Raw genomic sequence first — 14,145 nt, forward strand, 5'->3', positions numbered from 1 at the left:
ATCAGCTGGAGACCCGGCTGGCGTCGGCGGTGACGGTGTCGACTCGGGTCCAGATCTGCGACTTGCAGATCATTTTCCCCAGCACGCAGCCCTTGGCGCGCAGGGTGCGGGCGTCAATGAACTCGGCCGTGCCCGACAGGGTGACCCTCAGGGTCGGCACGAAGACCTTGCCGCGCATCGAGCCGTTGCCGACGGGTTCGAAGTCGCGCAGCAGCTGCTGGCCGATCAGGGTGTCGTAGCCGCTCTTGCGGGCGTCGGCCTGGGCCTTGGGGCTGGCATAGACGACCACGCCGCAGGTGCTGGTCCCGCAGCTCTTGATCTCGACCCGGACATTGTCCTTGGGGTTGCGCCATATGCCATAGCCCTCGCCGGCCGCATGGGCCGGGGCTGACGCAAGACCGACGAGCGCGGCGAGCGCGACAAAGAAAAGCTTGAGCTTACGCATGACGAAAAGGTGACGCCTCCAGAGGGCGTGATCTGAGGTCAAAGCGTCAGGTTATCAAGGGGGTGTGGCGTTTAAGGCGCTACACAAGGTGTAACAGTGGATTTCAGGTTACAATGCCTTCCGCCGGCTCGCTGGCCGGCGGAAGGCCCCGGTCCAGCCGCTGTCGTCGCGTCGCCGTTGACATCGCGGTCGCCGCGCGGCAGGTCCAGCGGCAATGAAAGTCGAGGGCGGTTCTGCCTCGCATGGGAGGATATCGCGCATGGATTTCGCACTCAGCGACGACCAGATCGCCATCCAGGACGCCGCGCGCGCCTTTGCCGAGGGACAGCTTGCCCCGCATTCGGCGGAATGGGACGAGAAGAGACACTTCCCGGTCGATGTACTGCGCCAGGCCGCCGAACTGGGTTTCGCGGGCATCTATGTGCAGGACGACGTCGGCGGCACGGGCTTGAGCCGCCTGGACGCCTCGATCATTTTTGAAGCCCTGTCCTACGGCGACGTGTCCACTGCCGCCTATCTGACCATCCACAACATGGCCTCGTGGATGATCGACCGGTTCGGATCCGAGGATCTGCGCCAGCGCTATCTGCCGCGCCTGACGACCATGGAGCTGATCGCCAGCTATTGCCTGACCGAGCCGGGCTCGGGTTCCGACGCGGCCAACATGCGCACCAGCGCCAGGCTCGAGGGCGACCACTACGTCCTGAACGGCGGCAAGGCCTTCATCTCGGGCGGCGGCGTGTCGGACGTCTATGTGGTCATGGCCCGCACCGGCGGCGACGGCGCCAAGGGCGTTTCGGCCTTCGTGGTCGAGAAGGGGACGCCGGGCCTCACCTTCGGGGCCAATGAGCGCAAGATGGGCTGGAACAGCCAGCCGACCGCCCAGGTCAATTTCGATGATTGCCGGGTGCCGGTCGCCAACCGCATCGGCCAGGAAGGCGAGGGCTTCCGCTTCGCCATGATGGGTCTGGACGGCGGACGCCTGAACATCGCCTCCTGCTCACTAGGCGGGGCTCAGTTGGCGCTGGATACGGCCAAGGCCTATCTCGAAACTCGCCACCAGTTCGGCAAGCCGCTGAAGGATTTCCAGGCCCTGCAGTTCAAGCTGGCCGACATGGCCACCGAGCTGGAAGCCGCCCGCCTGATGGTGCGCCGCGCCGCTCATGCGCTCGACAACAAGGACCCGCAGGCCACCAAGCTGTGCGCCATGGCCAAGCGCTTCGCCACCGACGCCGGCTTCCAGGTGGCCAATGACGCGTTGCAGCTGCACGGCGGCTACGGCTATCTGCAGGACTATCCGCTTGAGCGCATCGTCCGCGACCTGCGGGTGCACCAGATCCTGGAAGGCACCAACGAGATCATGCGCGTGATCATAGCGCGCGAGATCTTTCGGCAGTAGAGCCACGCCAGCCCTTCGCCGAACCGGGATTCCAACGTGATCTATCTCTGCCGCCACGGCCAGACCGAGTGGAACCGTGAAGGGCGCCTGCAAGGGCGCACGGAATCCGATCTCACCGCGCTGGGGCGATTGCAGGCGGCGGCGATGGCTGATCTGCTGTTCGATCTGGTCGCGCGCGAGCCTGCTGCGACCTGGACTTTGGTCGCCAGCCCCCTGCGTCGCGCGCGGATGACGGCCGAGGCCATCGGTCGGCGTCTGGGCTTGCCGCTTGCGTTCGACGAGCGTCTGCTGGAGATCGATGTCGGCGAATGGTCGGGCCGTTTGCGCGACGAGGTTCGGGGCGAAAACTCGCATCTGGCCGGAGATGACGCCTGGGGGTTCCATGCTCCAGGCGGTGAGACATATGAGGGAATGATGGCGCGCATCGCCGACTGGCTCGCCGATCAAGCCCCCGAGCCCGAGCGCCGGTTGATCGTGGTCAGCCACGGGGTCGCCGGTCGCCTGCTGCGTGGGGCCTATGCCAGTCTGTCGCGCGAAGAGACCCTGGCCCAGGACGTGCCGCAGGACGCTCTCTACCGTCTCAGCGCCGGCCAGATCGACCGCCTGGACTGCGAACCTATCGAGGAACCCGCATGCTGAACGATACGGCCGAAATCATTGTCCGCGTTCATAAAAACGTCGGTCGGATCACGCTCAACAGGCCCAAGGCTCTGCACGCCCTGACGCTGGGCATGTGCGAGACCATGATCGAGACCCTGCTGGAATGGCAGGCTGATCCCGAGATCGACATGGTCATGATTGACCATACTGGCGAGCGCGGCTTCTGCGCCGGCGGGGACATCCGGATGCTGGCGGAAAGCGGGGCAGGCGACGGCGTCGCGGCGCGCCAGTTCTTCCATACCGAATACCGGCTCAATCACCTGCTCTTCACCTATGACCGTCCGGTCGTGGCGATCATGGACGGGGTGGTGATGGGCGGCGGCGTCGGCATCTCGATGCCGGCCCACTACCGGATCGCCACCGAGCGCACGACCTTTGCCATGCCCGAGACCGGCATCGGCCTGTTCCCCGACGTCGGCGGCGGTTGGTACCTGCCGCGTCTGCCGGGCAAGGCGGGGCTATGGCTGGCCCTGACCGGCGCGCGGATCAAGGGCGCGGACTGCCTGCGCCTGGGCATCGCCACCCACTTCGTCGAGTTCGGCGCGATCGAGGGCCTGAAGAAGGCGATCATCGCCGATCACCGCCGCGTGGACGAGATCCTGAAGATGTTCCGGGCCGACGCCGGCAAGGCCCCGCTGGCCAGCATCGAGCAGGACCTCAACCGCCTGTTCGTCGGCGGCAGCGTCGAAGAGATCTTCGAGTTCCTGGAAATAGACTCCAGCGACTGGGGCAAGGCCCAGCTGGCCGCCCTGAAGACCAAGTCGCCCCAGACCCTGAAGGTGGCCTTCCGGCAACTGGAGCTGGGTGAGGCGGCCGAGGACTTCGCCGAGCACATGGCGATGGAGTATCGCATCGGCGCCCGGGTCGTTCAGAGGCACGATTTTATCGAGGGCGTCCGGGCGGTGATCATCGACAAGGACAATGCGCCCCAATGGTCGCCAGCCACGCTGGAAGGTGTGACCGAAGCGATGCTCGACGAGATTTTCGCGCCCCTCGCGCCGGAAGACGAATGGACGCCGCTGACGTAAGGGACGTCGTGCGCTAACCTGAGCGCAACAAGAACACTACCGGTCGGAAGGAATGCCATGCGTAAGCCGCTTCTCAGTCTCGTCGCCGTGCTCGGTCTCGCCGCGTGCGCCACGACGCCCATGGGACCGCCGCCTCCGCCTCCGCCGCCCTCGGGCCCTGTCGCCGTGGCTATTCCCGCCAATATCGCGGCCGCCATTTCCGATCCCGCCCGCCCGGCTGCCGACATGGTCCGCGACGCTGACCGCCTGCCGGGCGAGGTCCTGACCTTCGCCGGCGTCAAGACCGGCGCCAAGGTCGCCGACCTGATCCCGGGCGGCGGCTATTTCACCCGTATCTTCGCCAAGGCCGTGGGTCCCAAGGGCAAGGTCTACGCCTATGTGCCCGACGAACTGACCAAGCTGGCCAAGCGCGAGCCGGCGGTGAACGCCATCGCCCGCGACCCGGCCTACAAGAATGTGACGGTGCTGCTGAACACGCTGCCGAACTTCTCGGGCCCCGAGAAGCTGGATCTGGTGTTCACCGCCCAGAACTATCACGACATGCACAACAAGTTCATGGGGCCGGCCGATCTGGGCGCCGTGAACCGCGCCGTCTTCCGCTCGCTGAAGCCGGGCGGCGTCTATCTGGTCATCGACCATTCGGCCGAGGCGGGCTCGGGCCTGCGCGACACCGAAACCCTGCACCGTATCGATTCGGCGGCGGTGAGATCTGAAGTGACGGCTGCGGGCTTCGTCTTCGAGGGCGAGAGCAGGGTGCTGCGCGACCCGGCCGATAAGCGCACCGCCAGCGTCTTCGACCCGTCGATCCGTGGCAAGACCGACCAGTTCGTCTACAAGTTCCGCAAGCCTGCCAGCGCGCGATAGAGGCGGGCCAATATCCGAGTTTCAACGATAAGAACCGCGCCCATGAGGCGCGGTTCGCATTTGGGAGCACCAGTATGAGCCGCATCGCCTTCATCGGTCTGGGCAATATGGGCGGCGGCATGGCCGCCAACCAGGCCCGGGCCCAGCATCAGGTCAGGGCGTTCGACCTGTCGCCGCAGGCGATCGAACGGGCCGTAGCGGCGGGCTGCCATGCGGCGGGTTCCGTCGCCGAAGCCGTCGCCGATGCTGAGGTGGTGATCACCATGCTGCCGGCCGGATCTCATGTGCGCAGCGTCTATGGCGAGCAGATCCTGGCCCATGCGCCCAAGTCCGCCCTGTTGCTCGACTGCTCGACGATCGACGTCGAGAGCGCTCGGGCCGTGGCTGCCCAGGCCTCCGCCGCCGGCTTCCGCTTTGCCGACGCGCCCGTGTCGGGCGGGGTCATGGCCGCCGAGGCCGGGACCCTGGCCTTCATGGTCGGCTGCGACGCCGCCGATTTCGCCGCAGTCGAGGCGGCGCTGGCGCCGATGTCGCGCGTCACCATCCACGCCGGCGACCGCGGGGCGGGGCAGGCGGCCAAGATCTGCAACAACATGCTGCTGGGCGTGTCGATGCTCGGAACCTGCGAGGCTTTCGCCCTGGCCGAGAAGCTGGGCCTGGCCGCTGACCGATTCTTCGAGATCGCCAGCAAGTCGTCGGGCCAGTGCTGGTCGGTCTCGACCTATTGCCCCGTCCCCGGTGTGGGTCCCGCCACGCCCGCCGACCGCCAGTACGAAGGCGGTTTCGCCACGGCGATGATGCTGAAAGATCTCAAGCTGGCCCAGGAAGCTGCCGCCAAGGCCGGCGCTTCGACGCCCATGGGCGCCCAGGCGGAGGCGCTCTACGCCCTGTTCGACGCCAACGGTTTTGGCGGCAAGGATTTCTCGGCTGTGATCCAGATGCTGCGCGGCCGCCTCGCCGAACTTGACTGAGGCCAGCTTGACTTGGATCAATGTGACAAAAAGCCTATTTCCTAAGCGTAAGTAATCGTCCCTATGTGGACAGCGGCGGCCCGTGCGTGCGAAACGCGGGGTATCGAGAAGGGACCGGCGGTCCGGCGGTCTTGTCCGTCTGGCGGTCGAGTAAGAAGACCATGGACTATAAAACCGCGTTCCGCGCCGCGATCGGCCAGATCCGTGAAGAAGGCCGCTATCGGGTGTTTGCGGACCTGAAGCGACACCGCGGGGCGTTCCCCCGCGCGACCTGGACCGGTCCTGACGGTGGCGAGAGCGACGTCGTGGTCTGGTGCAGCAACGACTATCTGGGCCAGGGTCAGAACCCGGTGGTGCTGGACGCCATGCACGCCGCGATCGACCAGCATGGCTCGGGCTCGGGCGGCACCCGCAACATTTCCGGCACCAACCATCACCATGTCGAGCTGGAGGCGGAGCTTGCCGACCTGCACGGCAAGGACGCAGCGCTGCTGTTCACCTCGGGCTATGTCTCGAACGAAGCCAGCCTGAGCGTCCTCTACAAGATCCTGCCGGGCCTGATCATCTTCTCCGATGAACAGAACCACGCCTCGATGATCGCCGGCATCCGCAATGGCGGCGGCAAGCGTCACATCTTCCGCCACAACGATCTGGCCCACCTTGAAGAGCTGCTGGCGGCCGCGCCGGTCGACGCACCCAAGCTGGTGGCGTTCGAGAGCGTCTATTCGATGGATGGCGATATCGCCGATGTCGGCGCGACGGCGGCCCTGGCCAAGAAGTACGGCGCGATGACCTACCTCGACGAGGTCCACGCGGTCGGCATGTATGGCCAGCGCGGCGGCGGCGTCGCCGAGCGTGACGGCGTCATGGACCAGATCGACATCATCGAAGGCACCCTGGGCAAGGCCTTTGGCGTCATGGGTGGTTACATCACCGGTGATACCGAAGTGGTCGACGCCATCCGGCTGATGGCCTCGGGCTTCATCTTCACCACCTCGCTCCCGCCGGCCCTGACGGCCGGGGCCCTGGCCAGCGTCAAGTGGCTCAAGCAGCATCCCGAGGTGCGTGAAATGCACCAGGAGCGCGCCCAGGCCCTGAAGGCGATGTTCAAGGCCGCCGGTCTGCCAGTGATGGAAAACGACAGCCATATCGTGCCGGTGATGGTGGGCGACCCCAATCACACCAAGCTGATCAGCGACATGCTGCTGGCCGAGCACGGCGTCTATGTGCAGCCGATCAACTATCCGACGGTGCCGCGTGGCACCGAGCGCCTGCGCTTCACGCCGACGCCGTTCCACACCGACGACATGATGCGCAAGCTGGTCGGGGCGATGGAACAGCTATGGGCGCACTGCAATGTGGCCCGCATGGGCGGCTACGCCGCCTGATCGGGTCCGGCGGGGGCTACAGCCCCCGCCGCACGCCCTTGCCCAGGCCTATCTGCTTGGCGAAGGCCGAACGCCTCGCCGCATAGGCGGGCGCCACCATGGGATAGTTGGCGGGAAGACCCCATTTGCGGCGGTATTCCTCGGGGCTCATATTGTAGTGAGAGCCAAGATAACGCTTGAGCATTTTCAGGCGTTTTCCGTCCTCCAGACAGACAATATAGTCGTGCTGGACAGAGCGAGAGACGGGAACGGCGGGCTTGGCCTTCTCGACCGCCCGCTGCGGCTGGTCGCCGTTCAGGGTCGAGAGCGCTCCGTAGACGGTGCGGATCAGCTCGGGAATGGTCGACTGAGCGACGGTGTTCTGCCCCACATAGGCGGCCACGATATCGGCGCTGAGCGCCAGAAGGTCGAGCGATTGTCCGTCGTTGAAGCCTGCAGCCCCGCTTTGCGCCGTCATCGGTGATCGCCTCTCGATTGCTACAGTCTTCGGGCTGAGGCGCGCTCATCGCCCCGGCATGCGACGAACGTGCAACATTCTCCGAGGTTCCGAGATTGATCGCGGCGCGAAGGCGGTTAAAGAAGGCGCCACTGACTCCCCGCAGCGTCTGGAGACCGCCCATGACCGCACCCGCTTCCACCCTGACCGCCTTCTTCGGCGCGGACCTCGCCACGGCGGACCGCGACATCTTTGATCGGATCGGTCTGGAGCTGGGTCGTCAGCAAAACCAGATCGAGCTGATCGCCTCGGAGAACATCGTGTCCAGGGCCGTCCTGGAGGCGCAGGGCTCGATCCTGACCAACAAGTATGCCGAAGGCTATCCGGGCAAGCGCTACTACGGCGGCTGCGAGTTCGTTGACGAGATCGAGCTGATCGCCATCGAGCGCGCCAAGCAGCTGTTCGGCGCGGGCTTCGCCAACGTCCAGCCGCATTCGGGCTCGCAGGCCAATCAGGCGGTGTTCATGGCCCTGCTGCAGCCGGGCGACTGCTTCCTGGGCATGGACCTGGCCGCCGGCGGCCATTTGACGCACGGCAGCCCCGCCAACCAGTCGGGCAAGTGGTTCAAGCCGGTGACCTATTCGGTTCGCCAGCAGGACCAACTGATCGATTATGACAGCGTCGCCGAGGTGGCGCTGCGCGAGAAGCCCAAACTGATCATCGCCGGCGGCAGCGCCTATAGCCGCGAGATCGACTTCGCCCGCTTCCGCCAGATCGCTGACAGTGTCGGCGCCTATCTGATGGTCGACATGGCCCACTTTGCGGGCCTCGTCGCTGGCGGCGTCTATCCCAGCCCGATCCCGCACGCCCATATCGTGACGACCACCACCCACAAGACCCTGCGCGGTCCGCGGGGCGGTCTGGTGCTGACCAATGACGAAGCGATCATCAAGAAGGTCAATTCGGCGGTTTTCCCAGGCCTGCAAGGCGGTCCGCTGGAGCATGTCATCGCCGCCAAGGCAGTGGCCTTCGGTGAAGCGCTGCGTCCGGAGTTCAAGGCCTACGCCAAACAGGTGATCGCCAATGCACGGGCCCTGGCCGAGGCCCTGGGCAAATCTGGCGTGAACATCGTCTCAGGCGGCACCGACAGCCACCTGATGCTGGTGGACCTGCGGCCCAAGGGCGTGACCGGTCGCGACGCCGAGCACAGCCTCGAGCGCGCCAACATGACCTGCAACAAGAACGGCGTGCCGTTCGACACCGCGCCCTTCACCATCACCTCGGGCATCCGGCTGGGCACCCCCGCCGGCACCACCCGGGGCTTTGGCGAAGCCGAGTTCACCAGGGTCGGTGAGCTGATCGGCGAGGTCGTCAACGGCCTGTCGGCCAATGGCTCTGAGGGCAACGGCGCAGTCGAGGCCAAGGTGCGCGAGGAAGTGCTGGCCTTGACGGCGCGCTTCCCGATCTACAACTAATAGGCTGGATTGAGCCGGGGAGGGCCAGATCATGCGCTGCCCTTTCTGTGGCCACGCCGAAAGCCAGGTCAAGGACAGCCGCCCGTCGGAAGACGGCGCGGCCATCCGTCGTCGTCGCGCCTGTCCCGAATGCGGCGGACGGTTCACCACCTTTGAGCGGGTGCAACTGCGCGAGCTGACGATTCTCAAGCGTTCCGGGCGGCGCTCGCCGTTCGATCGCGAGAAGCTGGTTCGGTCGATTGCCCTGGCGACGCAAAAGCGTCCCGTCGAAGCCGAACGCGTGGATCGGATGATCAACGGCATTGTCCGGCAGCTGGAAAGCATGGGCGAGACCGAGCTTCCGTCCTCGACGGTAGGCGAAATGGTCATGAAGGCGCTGAAGGCCCTCGATGACGTGGCCTATGTCCGATACGCGTCGGTCTATCGCGATTTCAAGGAAACTAGCGATTTCGCAAAGTTTCTGGGCGAAGAAGGCCTGAGCGACGTCGCGGACGAAGAAGTATAGGCGCATTCTGTAACGATTGCGGCTGAGTCTGTTGGCGACGCGCCGGCGCTGCCCAGGAGTTCGAGTTAGATGATTGAAGAGAAGATCCGCCTGCTGATCGTGGAGGGCCGCAGCTATTCGGGCATCTCCGACGAACTGCTGCGCGGAGCCGCGCAGGCGATCGAGGCCTATGGCGCGGACTATGACGTGATCACCGTCTCGAGCGCCCTGCAGATTCCCGGCGCCGTGGCGCTGGCGGAGGAAGCCGGCAATCGTCCTGTGGGCGTGCGCTATGACGGCTTTGTCGCTCTTGGCTGCGTGATTCGCGGCGAGACCTATCATTTCGAGATCGTGGCCAACGAAACGGCGCGGGGTCTGCAGGATCTCTGTATCGGCAAGCGTCTGGCCATCGGCTTCGGCGTGTTGACCGTCGATGAGGAAGACCAGGCCTGGACGCGCGCCAGGGTCAGCGAAGGCGATCTCGGCGGCGCGGCCGCCAAGGCCTGCCTTGAGACCGTCGCCCTCAAGCGCCAGCTGCTGGGGCAGACACGATGAGCAAGAACAGGATCCAACCGCGTTCGGTGGCCCGTCTGGCCGCCGTTCAGGCGCTGTATCAGATGGAAGTCTCCGGCGTCGGCGTCGACGCCGTGGTTCGGGAGTTTTCCGAGCACCGTTTCGATCGTGATGTGGACGGCCAGCAGATGGCCGCCGCCGACGAGACCTTCTTCGCCGAACTGGCCAAGGGTGTTGTGGCCAAGCAGGGCGAGGTCGATCAGGCCATCGTCAAGCGTTTGGCCTCGGGCTGGCGTCTCGACCGCCTGGACGCCACCGCGCGCGCGGTGCTGCGGGCCGGCGCTTTCGAGCTGATCCATCGCCGCGATGTTCCCACCGAGGTCGTGATCGACGAGTATGTCGAGATCGCCAAATCGTTCTTCGAAGGACCGGAGGCCGGATTCATCAATGGCGCCCTCGACGCGATCGCCCGCGATGCACGAACCTGACGCGGACGACGACTGGTTCTCGGATGACGGCCCGTCGGAACCGGCGGCTGAGCCGGCCAACGAGTTCGACCATATTGCCCGTCTTCTCCGTCCGCTGACACGCGGCGATCCAGTCGCGCTGGACCTGATGGACGATGCGGCTGTCCTGCCATCGCGCATCGACCACGATCTGGTGATCACCAAGGACGCCATGGTCGCTGGCGTGCATTTCCTGGCCGGCGAGGACCTGGATCTGGTGGCCAAGCGGCTGCTGCGCACCAACCTGTCGGACCTGGCGGCCAAGGCGGCTGAACCCTACGGCTATTTCCTGGCGATCGGTTGGCCGTCGGGTACGACCATCCAGGACCGCGAGACCTTCGCCCGCGGCCTGGCCGAGGACGGCGAACTTTACGATATCAACCTGCTGGGCGGCGACACGGTCACCACCTCCGGCGCTCTGGTGGTTTCGGCCACCTTCCTGGGCTGGGTTCCCGCCGGCGACGCGGTGCTTCGCCGCGGCGCGCGGGTCGGCGACCGCCTGATGGTCAGCGGCACGATTGGCGACGGCTGGCTTGGCCTGCTGGCCCACTGGGGCGAGGTCGAGGATACTGACGGCAGCCTGGTCAGCAGCTATCGTCTGCCGCCGCCGCGCCTGAGCATTCGCGACGCTCTGCGAGCCTATGCCCGGGCCGCCGCCGACGTTTCCGATGGCCTGCTGGCCGACGCCGCCCACGTGGCCAAGGCCAGCGGCCTGCGGGTCATGGTCGATCTGGACCGCTTGCCTCTGTCCCCAGGCGCCCGCAACTGGCTCAGCGCCCAGCCGGAAGCCGGCGAAGCGCGGATGTCGCTGGCGTCGGGTGGCGATGACTATGAAATCGTCTGCGCCGTCGATCCTACCGATGTGGCGGCCTTCCAGGCCGCCGCCATGGCTGCGGGCGTTCCCGTGCGCGACATCGGCGAGTTCGTGGAAGGCGAGGGGATCTGCGCCCTTTTCAAGGGCAAGGATATCACCCCCGAGCGCCTCGGCTGGCTTCACGGGTAGTAAAACCTCAAGCCTTGGCGGGTATGAAGAGCGCATGATCGCTCGTTCCGCCCTCACGCGCCGCCTCCTGATCGCCACAGCCTTGCTGGCCGTGGCGGGTCCCGCCCTGGCCAGTGGACCGCCGAAGAAGAAGGAGGGCGAGGCCGCCGCGCCGGACCCGACGATCAAGCTTCAGCCCATCGCCGTTCCGATCATCGTCGACGGCAAGCTGCTGAACTACATCTTCGTCAACATGACCCTGAAGATGGCCCCGACCGTCCCCGTCACCGCGATGGAAGGGCAGGAGCCGCTGCTGCGCGACGCCGTCGTCAAGGCCGCTCACCGCACGCCATTCACTGCTTCCGACACCTACATCGAGGTCGACGCCGGCAAGCTCAAGGCCGTGGTGATGCGCGAAGTCGCGACCCTGGTCGGCAAGGGCAAGGTGGCTTCGGTCGAGATCACCAAGCAGATCGCCCGCAAGCAGATCCCGCATCCTTCCGGCCCCAAGCGCGCTGCGGCTCCTGCGTCGGGCGGGCATTCCGCCCCGGCCGCCGCCCACCACTAACCCGCTTCGAACAATCGTTTCGTCTACCGCGTGGCGTGCACGGCCACGGGTTGCGCACCCTTGTGCCATTTGGCACTGTCCAGGCCTTGGCGTGCTGTGCGCGTCAATTCAGGGAGCATCGAGGGGGCACGAGGCCATAAGGCCCACCCGTCTATCCGAACGACCCCTTGATCATGATCAGGGCGTCCAAACCGGATCGGCGTACCCCTCGTGATTGGAAGCGCGAAGGGACACTTTACGGATGAGTTCTTGGCTTATACTGGCCATAGCGGCCGGGCTGCTGGCGGTGCTGTATGGCGCTGTTCAGACGGCCAGCTTGATGCGGGCCTCGGCCGGCAATACAAAGATGCAGGAGATCGCCGCAGCGATCCAGGAAGGCGCTCAGGCCTATCTGAAACGCCAGTACACCACCATCGCCATGGTCGGCGTGGTGGTCATCGCCCTGCTGGCCTTCTTCTTTAAATCCTGGGAGCAGCCCGTGGGCTTCGCCCTGGGCGCTATCCTGTCGGGCGCCGCCGGCTTCGCCGGTATGCTGATCTCGGTCCGCGCCAATGTGCGCACCGCCCAGGCCGCGTCCGAGAGCCTGGCCAAGGGCCTGTCGATGGCCTTCACCTCTGGCGCCGTCACCGGCATGCTGGTGGCCGGTTTCGCCCTGATCGGCGTGGCGGGCTACTTCGCGCTGCTGACCGGGCCCGGCGGCTACGTCGGCACTGACCGGGTCGTGGTTGATTCTCTGGTCTCGCTGGGCTTTGGCGCCAGCCTGATCTCGATCTTCGCCCGTCTGGGCGGCGGCATCTTCACCAAGGGCGCCGACGTGGGCGGCGATCTGGTGGGCAAGGTTGAGGCTGGCATCCCGGAAGATGACCCCCGCAACGCCGCTACCATCGCCGACAACGTCGGCGACAATGTCGGCGACTGCGCCGGCATGGCCGCCGACCTGTTCGAAACCTATGCCGTGACCACGGTCGCCACCATGGTCCTGGCGGCGATCTTCTTCCGGGGCACGGAAGCCGTGACCGCCATGATGCTGCTGCCGCTGGCCATTTGCGCGGTGTGCATTGTCACCTCGATCATCGGTGTGTTCTTCGTCCGGCTGGGCAAGAGCCAGAACATCATGGGCGCCCTCTACAAGGGGCTGATCGTTACGGGCCTGCTGTCGATCCCGGCCGTCTGGTACGTGATCCACCAGCTGGTGCCTGCGGCTGTCACCGTCGGCGAGCAGACCTTTGACGCCAACGCCCTGTTCTATTGCGGCCTAGCCGGTCTGGGCGTCACCGCCCTGATCGTGATGATCACCGAATACTATACCGGCACCAATTTCCGCCCGGTGAAGTCGGTGGCTCAGGCCTCGGTCTCGGGTCACGGCACCAATGTGATCCAGGGTCTGGCCATGTCGCTGGAATCCACTGCCCTGCCGGCCCTGACCATCATCGTCGGCATTATCGTGACCTATAATCTGGCGGGCCTGTTCGGCATCGCCATCGCCACGACCACCATGCTGTCGCTCGCGGGCTTCATCGTCGCCCTGGACGCCTTTGGTCCGGTCACCGACAACGCCGGCGGCATCGCCGAAATGGCCGGCCTGCCCAAGGAAGTCCGTGTCACCACCGACGCGCTTGACGCCGTGGGCAACACCACCAAGGCCGTCACCAAGGGCTACGCCATCGGTTCGGCGGGTCTGGGCGCCCTGGTTCTGTTTGCCGCCTATACCGAAGACCTGAAGTTCTTCTCGGCCAACGCTGCGCCGGGCAGCTTCTTCGAGGGCATGGGTCCGGTGACCTTCGATCTGTCCAACCCCTATGTCGTGGTCGGCCTGCTGTTTGGGGGGCTTCTGCCCTTCCTGTTCGGCGGCATGTCGATGACGGCCGTGGGCCGGGCCGCCGAGGCCGTCGTGGCCGAGGTGCGTCGCCAGTTCCGCGAAAATCCCGGCATCATGACCTATGAGGTCAAGCCCGAATACGGCAAGGCGGTCGACATCCTGACCAAGGCCGCGATCCGCGAAATGATCGTGCCCAGCCTGCTGCCGGTGGTTTCGCCGGTGGTGCTGTTCTTTGTGATCCAGGCCATCGCCGGCAAGGTCGACGCTTTCGCTTCGCTGGGCGCCATGCTGATGGGCGTGATCGTCACCGGTCTTTTCGTCGCCATCTCGATGACCAGCGGCGGCGGCGCCTGGGACAACGCCAAGAAGGTGATCGAGGAAGGCTTCACTGACAAGGACGGCGTCCTGCACACCAAGGGTTCGGAGGCTCACAAGGCCGCCGTCACCGGCGACACCGTCGGCGACCCCTACAAGGACACCTCGGGTCCTGCCGTGAACCCGATGATCAAGATCACCAACATCGTGGCCCTGCTGCTGCTGGCGGTCCTGGCCCACGGCGCCTGATCCAAAGGCATACCTTAGACAAGACGACGCCCCGGAGAGTGAT

At 65.6% G+C, this 14,145-nt stretch carries 15 protein-coding genes; 13 read left to right on the forward strand and 2 right to left on the reverse strand.

What is annotated here, in order from left to right:
- Nucleotide 1: 1 nt before the first annotated feature.
- Nucleotides 2-445 carry a DUF2147 domain-containing protein gene (locus ACN2C7_RS09810; protein WP_419321345.1) on the reverse strand — a complete coding sequence of 148 codons (444 nt, stop codon included), beginning with the start codon at nucleotides 443-445 and terminating at the stop codon, nucleotides 2-4.
- Nucleotides 446-659: 214 nt separating this feature from the next.
- Here ACN2C7_RS09810 and ACN2C7_RS09815 point away from each other — a divergent pair, with 214 nt between their 5' ends.
- The 6 genes from ACN2C7_RS09815 (at nucleotide 660) to hemA (ending at nucleotide 6,755) form a co-directional block, all read left to right on the forward strand.
- On the forward strand, nucleotides 660-1,844 hold the full coding sequence (locus tag ACN2C7_RS09815) for an isobutyryl-CoA dehydrogenase (protein WP_419321347.1): 1,185 nt from the start codon (nucleotides 660-662) through the stop codon (nucleotides 1,842-1,844).
- Nucleotides 1,845-1,880: 36 nt separating this feature from the next.
- Nucleotides 1,881-2,483, forward strand: coding sequence for a histidine phosphatase family protein (locus tag ACN2C7_RS09820; RefSeq protein WP_419321349.1), 603 nt, complete (start codon nucleotides 1,881-1,883; stop codon nucleotides 2,481-2,483).
- A complete protein-coding gene (locus tag ACN2C7_RS09825; RefSeq protein WP_419321351.1) occupies nucleotides 2,477-3,532 on the forward strand; it encodes an enoyl-CoA hydratase/isomerase family protein in 1,056 nt (351 codons plus the stop codon). Before ACN2C7_RS09820 ends, ACN2C7_RS09825 begins: the two co-directional genes overlap by 7 nt.
- A gap of 57 nt (nucleotides 3,533-3,589) precedes the next feature.
- Nucleotides 3,590-4,396 carry a class I SAM-dependent methyltransferase gene (locus ACN2C7_RS09830; RefSeq protein ID WP_419255621.1) on the forward strand — a complete coding sequence of 269 codons (807 nt, stop codon included), beginning with the start codon at nucleotides 3,590-3,592 and terminating at the stop codon, nucleotides 4,394-4,396.
- A gap of 74 nt (nucleotides 4,397-4,470) precedes the next feature.
- Nucleotides 4,471-5,367 (forward strand): 3-hydroxyisobutyrate dehydrogenase, encoded by an 897-nt coding sequence (gene mmsB, locus ACN2C7_RS09835; RefSeq protein WP_419321353.1) that lies wholly within the window; start codon nucleotides 4,471-4,473, stop codon nucleotides 5,365-5,367.
- 161 nt (nucleotides 5,368-5,528) lie between these two features.
- Entirely contained in the window at nucleotides 5,529-6,755 is a 1,227-nt protein-coding gene (gene hemA, locus ACN2C7_RS09840; protein ID WP_419321355.1) for a 5-aminolevulinate synthase, read from the forward strand.
- A 16-nt stretch (nucleotides 6,756-6,771) separates the two neighbouring features.
- Here hemA and ACN2C7_RS09845 read toward each other — a convergent pair whose 3' ends face one another.
- A complete protein-coding gene (locus tag ACN2C7_RS09845) occupies nucleotides 6,772-7,212 on the reverse strand; it encodes a MucR family transcriptional regulator (protein WP_419321357.1) in 441 nt (146 codons plus the stop codon).
- Nucleotides 7,213-7,373: 161 nt separating this feature from the next.
- Here ACN2C7_RS09845 and glyA point away from each other — a divergent pair, with 161 nt between their 5' ends.
- The 7 genes from glyA (at nucleotide 7,374) to ACN2C7_RS09880 (ending at nucleotide 14,102) form a co-directional block, all read left to right on the forward strand.
- Complete coding sequence (glyA, locus tag ACN2C7_RS09850; RefSeq protein WP_419321359.1) at nucleotides 7,374-8,666, forward strand: serine hydroxymethyltransferase; 1,293 nt, start codon at nucleotides 7,374-7,376, stop codon at nucleotides 8,664-8,666.
- A gap of 31 nt (nucleotides 8,667-8,697) precedes the next feature.
- Nucleotides 8,698-9,171, forward strand: coding sequence for a transcriptional regulator NrdR (gene nrdR / locus ACN2C7_RS09855; protein ID WP_419255617.1), 474 nt, complete (start codon nucleotides 8,698-8,700; stop codon nucleotides 9,169-9,171).
- A 69-nt stretch (nucleotides 9,172-9,240) separates the two neighbouring features.
- Entirely contained in the window at nucleotides 9,241-9,705 is a 465-nt protein-coding gene (locus ACN2C7_RS09860) for a 6,7-dimethyl-8-ribityllumazine synthase (protein WP_419321361.1), read from the forward strand.
- Nucleotides 9,702-10,151 carry a transcription antitermination factor NusB gene (gene nusB, locus ACN2C7_RS09865; RefSeq protein ID WP_419321363.1) on the forward strand — a complete coding sequence of 150 codons (450 nt, stop codon included), beginning with the start codon at nucleotides 9,702-9,704 and terminating at the stop codon, nucleotides 10,149-10,151. The genes ACN2C7_RS09860 and nusB overlap by 4 nt, the downstream gene beginning before the upstream one ends.
- Nucleotides 10,111-11,172, forward strand: coding sequence for a thiamine-phosphate kinase (thiL, locus tag ACN2C7_RS09870; protein ID WP_419321365.1), 1,062 nt, complete (start codon nucleotides 10,111-10,113; stop codon nucleotides 11,170-11,172). The genes nusB and thiL overlap by 41 nt, the downstream gene beginning before the upstream one ends.
- 34 nt (nucleotides 11,173-11,206) lie before the next feature.
- On the forward strand, nucleotides 11,207-11,719 hold the full coding sequence (locus tag ACN2C7_RS09875; protein ID WP_419321367.1) for a hypothetical protein: 513 nt from the start codon (nucleotides 11,207-11,209) through the stop codon (nucleotides 11,717-11,719).
- Nucleotides 11,720-11,960: 241 nt separating this feature from the next.
- The gene (locus tag ACN2C7_RS09880; RefSeq protein ID WP_419321369.1) at nucleotides 11,961-14,102 is read left to right on the forward strand and encodes a sodium-translocating pyrophosphatase; all 2,142 of its coding nucleotides are present in this window, start codon (nucleotides 11,961-11,963) and stop codon (nucleotides 14,100-14,102) included.
- Nucleotides 14,103-14,145: the final 43 nt, after the last annotated feature.

Origin of the sequence: Caulobacter sp. ErkDOM-E (assembly GCF_048541895.1) — a bacterium.
In the GTDB taxonomy this organism is placed as follows: domain Bacteria; phylum Pseudomonadota; class Alphaproteobacteria; order Caulobacterales; family Caulobacteraceae; genus Caulobacter.

Excerpts from the sequence above, each read along its gene's own strand:
- ACN2C7_RS09810 (WP_419321345.1), bottom strand. The coding sequence starts at position 445 with ATGCGTAAGCTCAAGCTTTTCTTTGTCGCGCTCGCCGCGCTCGTCGGT.
- ACN2C7_RS09815 (WP_419321347.1), top strand. The coding sequence starts at position 660 with ATGAAAGTCGAGGGCGGTTCTGCCTCGCATGGGAGGATATCGCGCATG.
- ACN2C7_RS09825 (WP_419321351.1), top strand. The coding sequence starts at position 2,477 with ATGCTGAACGATACGGCCGAAATCATTGTCCGCGTTCATAAAAACGTC.
- ACN2C7_RS09830 (WP_419255621.1), top strand. The coding sequence starts at position 3,590 with ATGCGTAAGCCGCTTCTCAGTCTCGTCGCCGTGCTCGGTCTCGCCGCG.
- mmsB (WP_419321353.1), top strand. The coding sequence starts at position 4,471 with ATGAGCCGCATCGCCTTCATCGGTCTGGGCAATATGGGCGGCGGCATG.
- hemA (WP_419321355.1), top strand. The coding sequence starts at position 5,529 with ATGGACTATAAAACCGCGTTCCGCGCCGCGATCGGCCAGATCCGTGAA.
- ACN2C7_RS09845 (WP_419321357.1), bottom strand. The coding sequence starts at position 7,212 with ATGACGGCGCAAAGCGGGGCTGCAGGCTTCAACGACGGACAATCGCTC.
- glyA (WP_419321359.1), top strand. The coding sequence starts at position 7,374 with ATGACCGCACCCGCTTCCACCCTGACCGCCTTCTTCGGCGCGGACCTC.
- nrdR (WP_419255617.1), top strand. The coding sequence starts at position 8,698 with ATGCGCTGCCCTTTCTGTGGCCACGCCGAAAGCCAGGTCAAGGACAGC.
- ACN2C7_RS09860 (WP_419321361.1), top strand. The coding sequence starts at position 9,241 with ATGATTGAAGAGAAGATCCGCCTGCTGATCGTGGAGGGCCGCAGCTAT.
- nusB (WP_419321363.1), top strand. The coding sequence starts at position 9,702 with ATGAGCAAGAACAGGATCCAACCGCGTTCGGTGGCCCGTCTGGCCGCC.
- thiL (WP_419321365.1), top strand. The coding sequence starts at position 10,111 with ATGGCGCCCTCGACGCGATCGCCCGCGATGCACGAACCTGACGCGGAC.
- ACN2C7_RS09875 (WP_419321367.1), top strand. The coding sequence starts at position 11,207 with ATGATCGCTCGTTCCGCCCTCACGCGCCGCCTCCTGATCGCCACAGCC.
- ACN2C7_RS09880 (WP_419321369.1), top strand. The coding sequence starts at position 11,961 with ATGAGTTCTTGGCTTATACTGGCCATAGCGGCCGGGCTGCTGGCGGTG.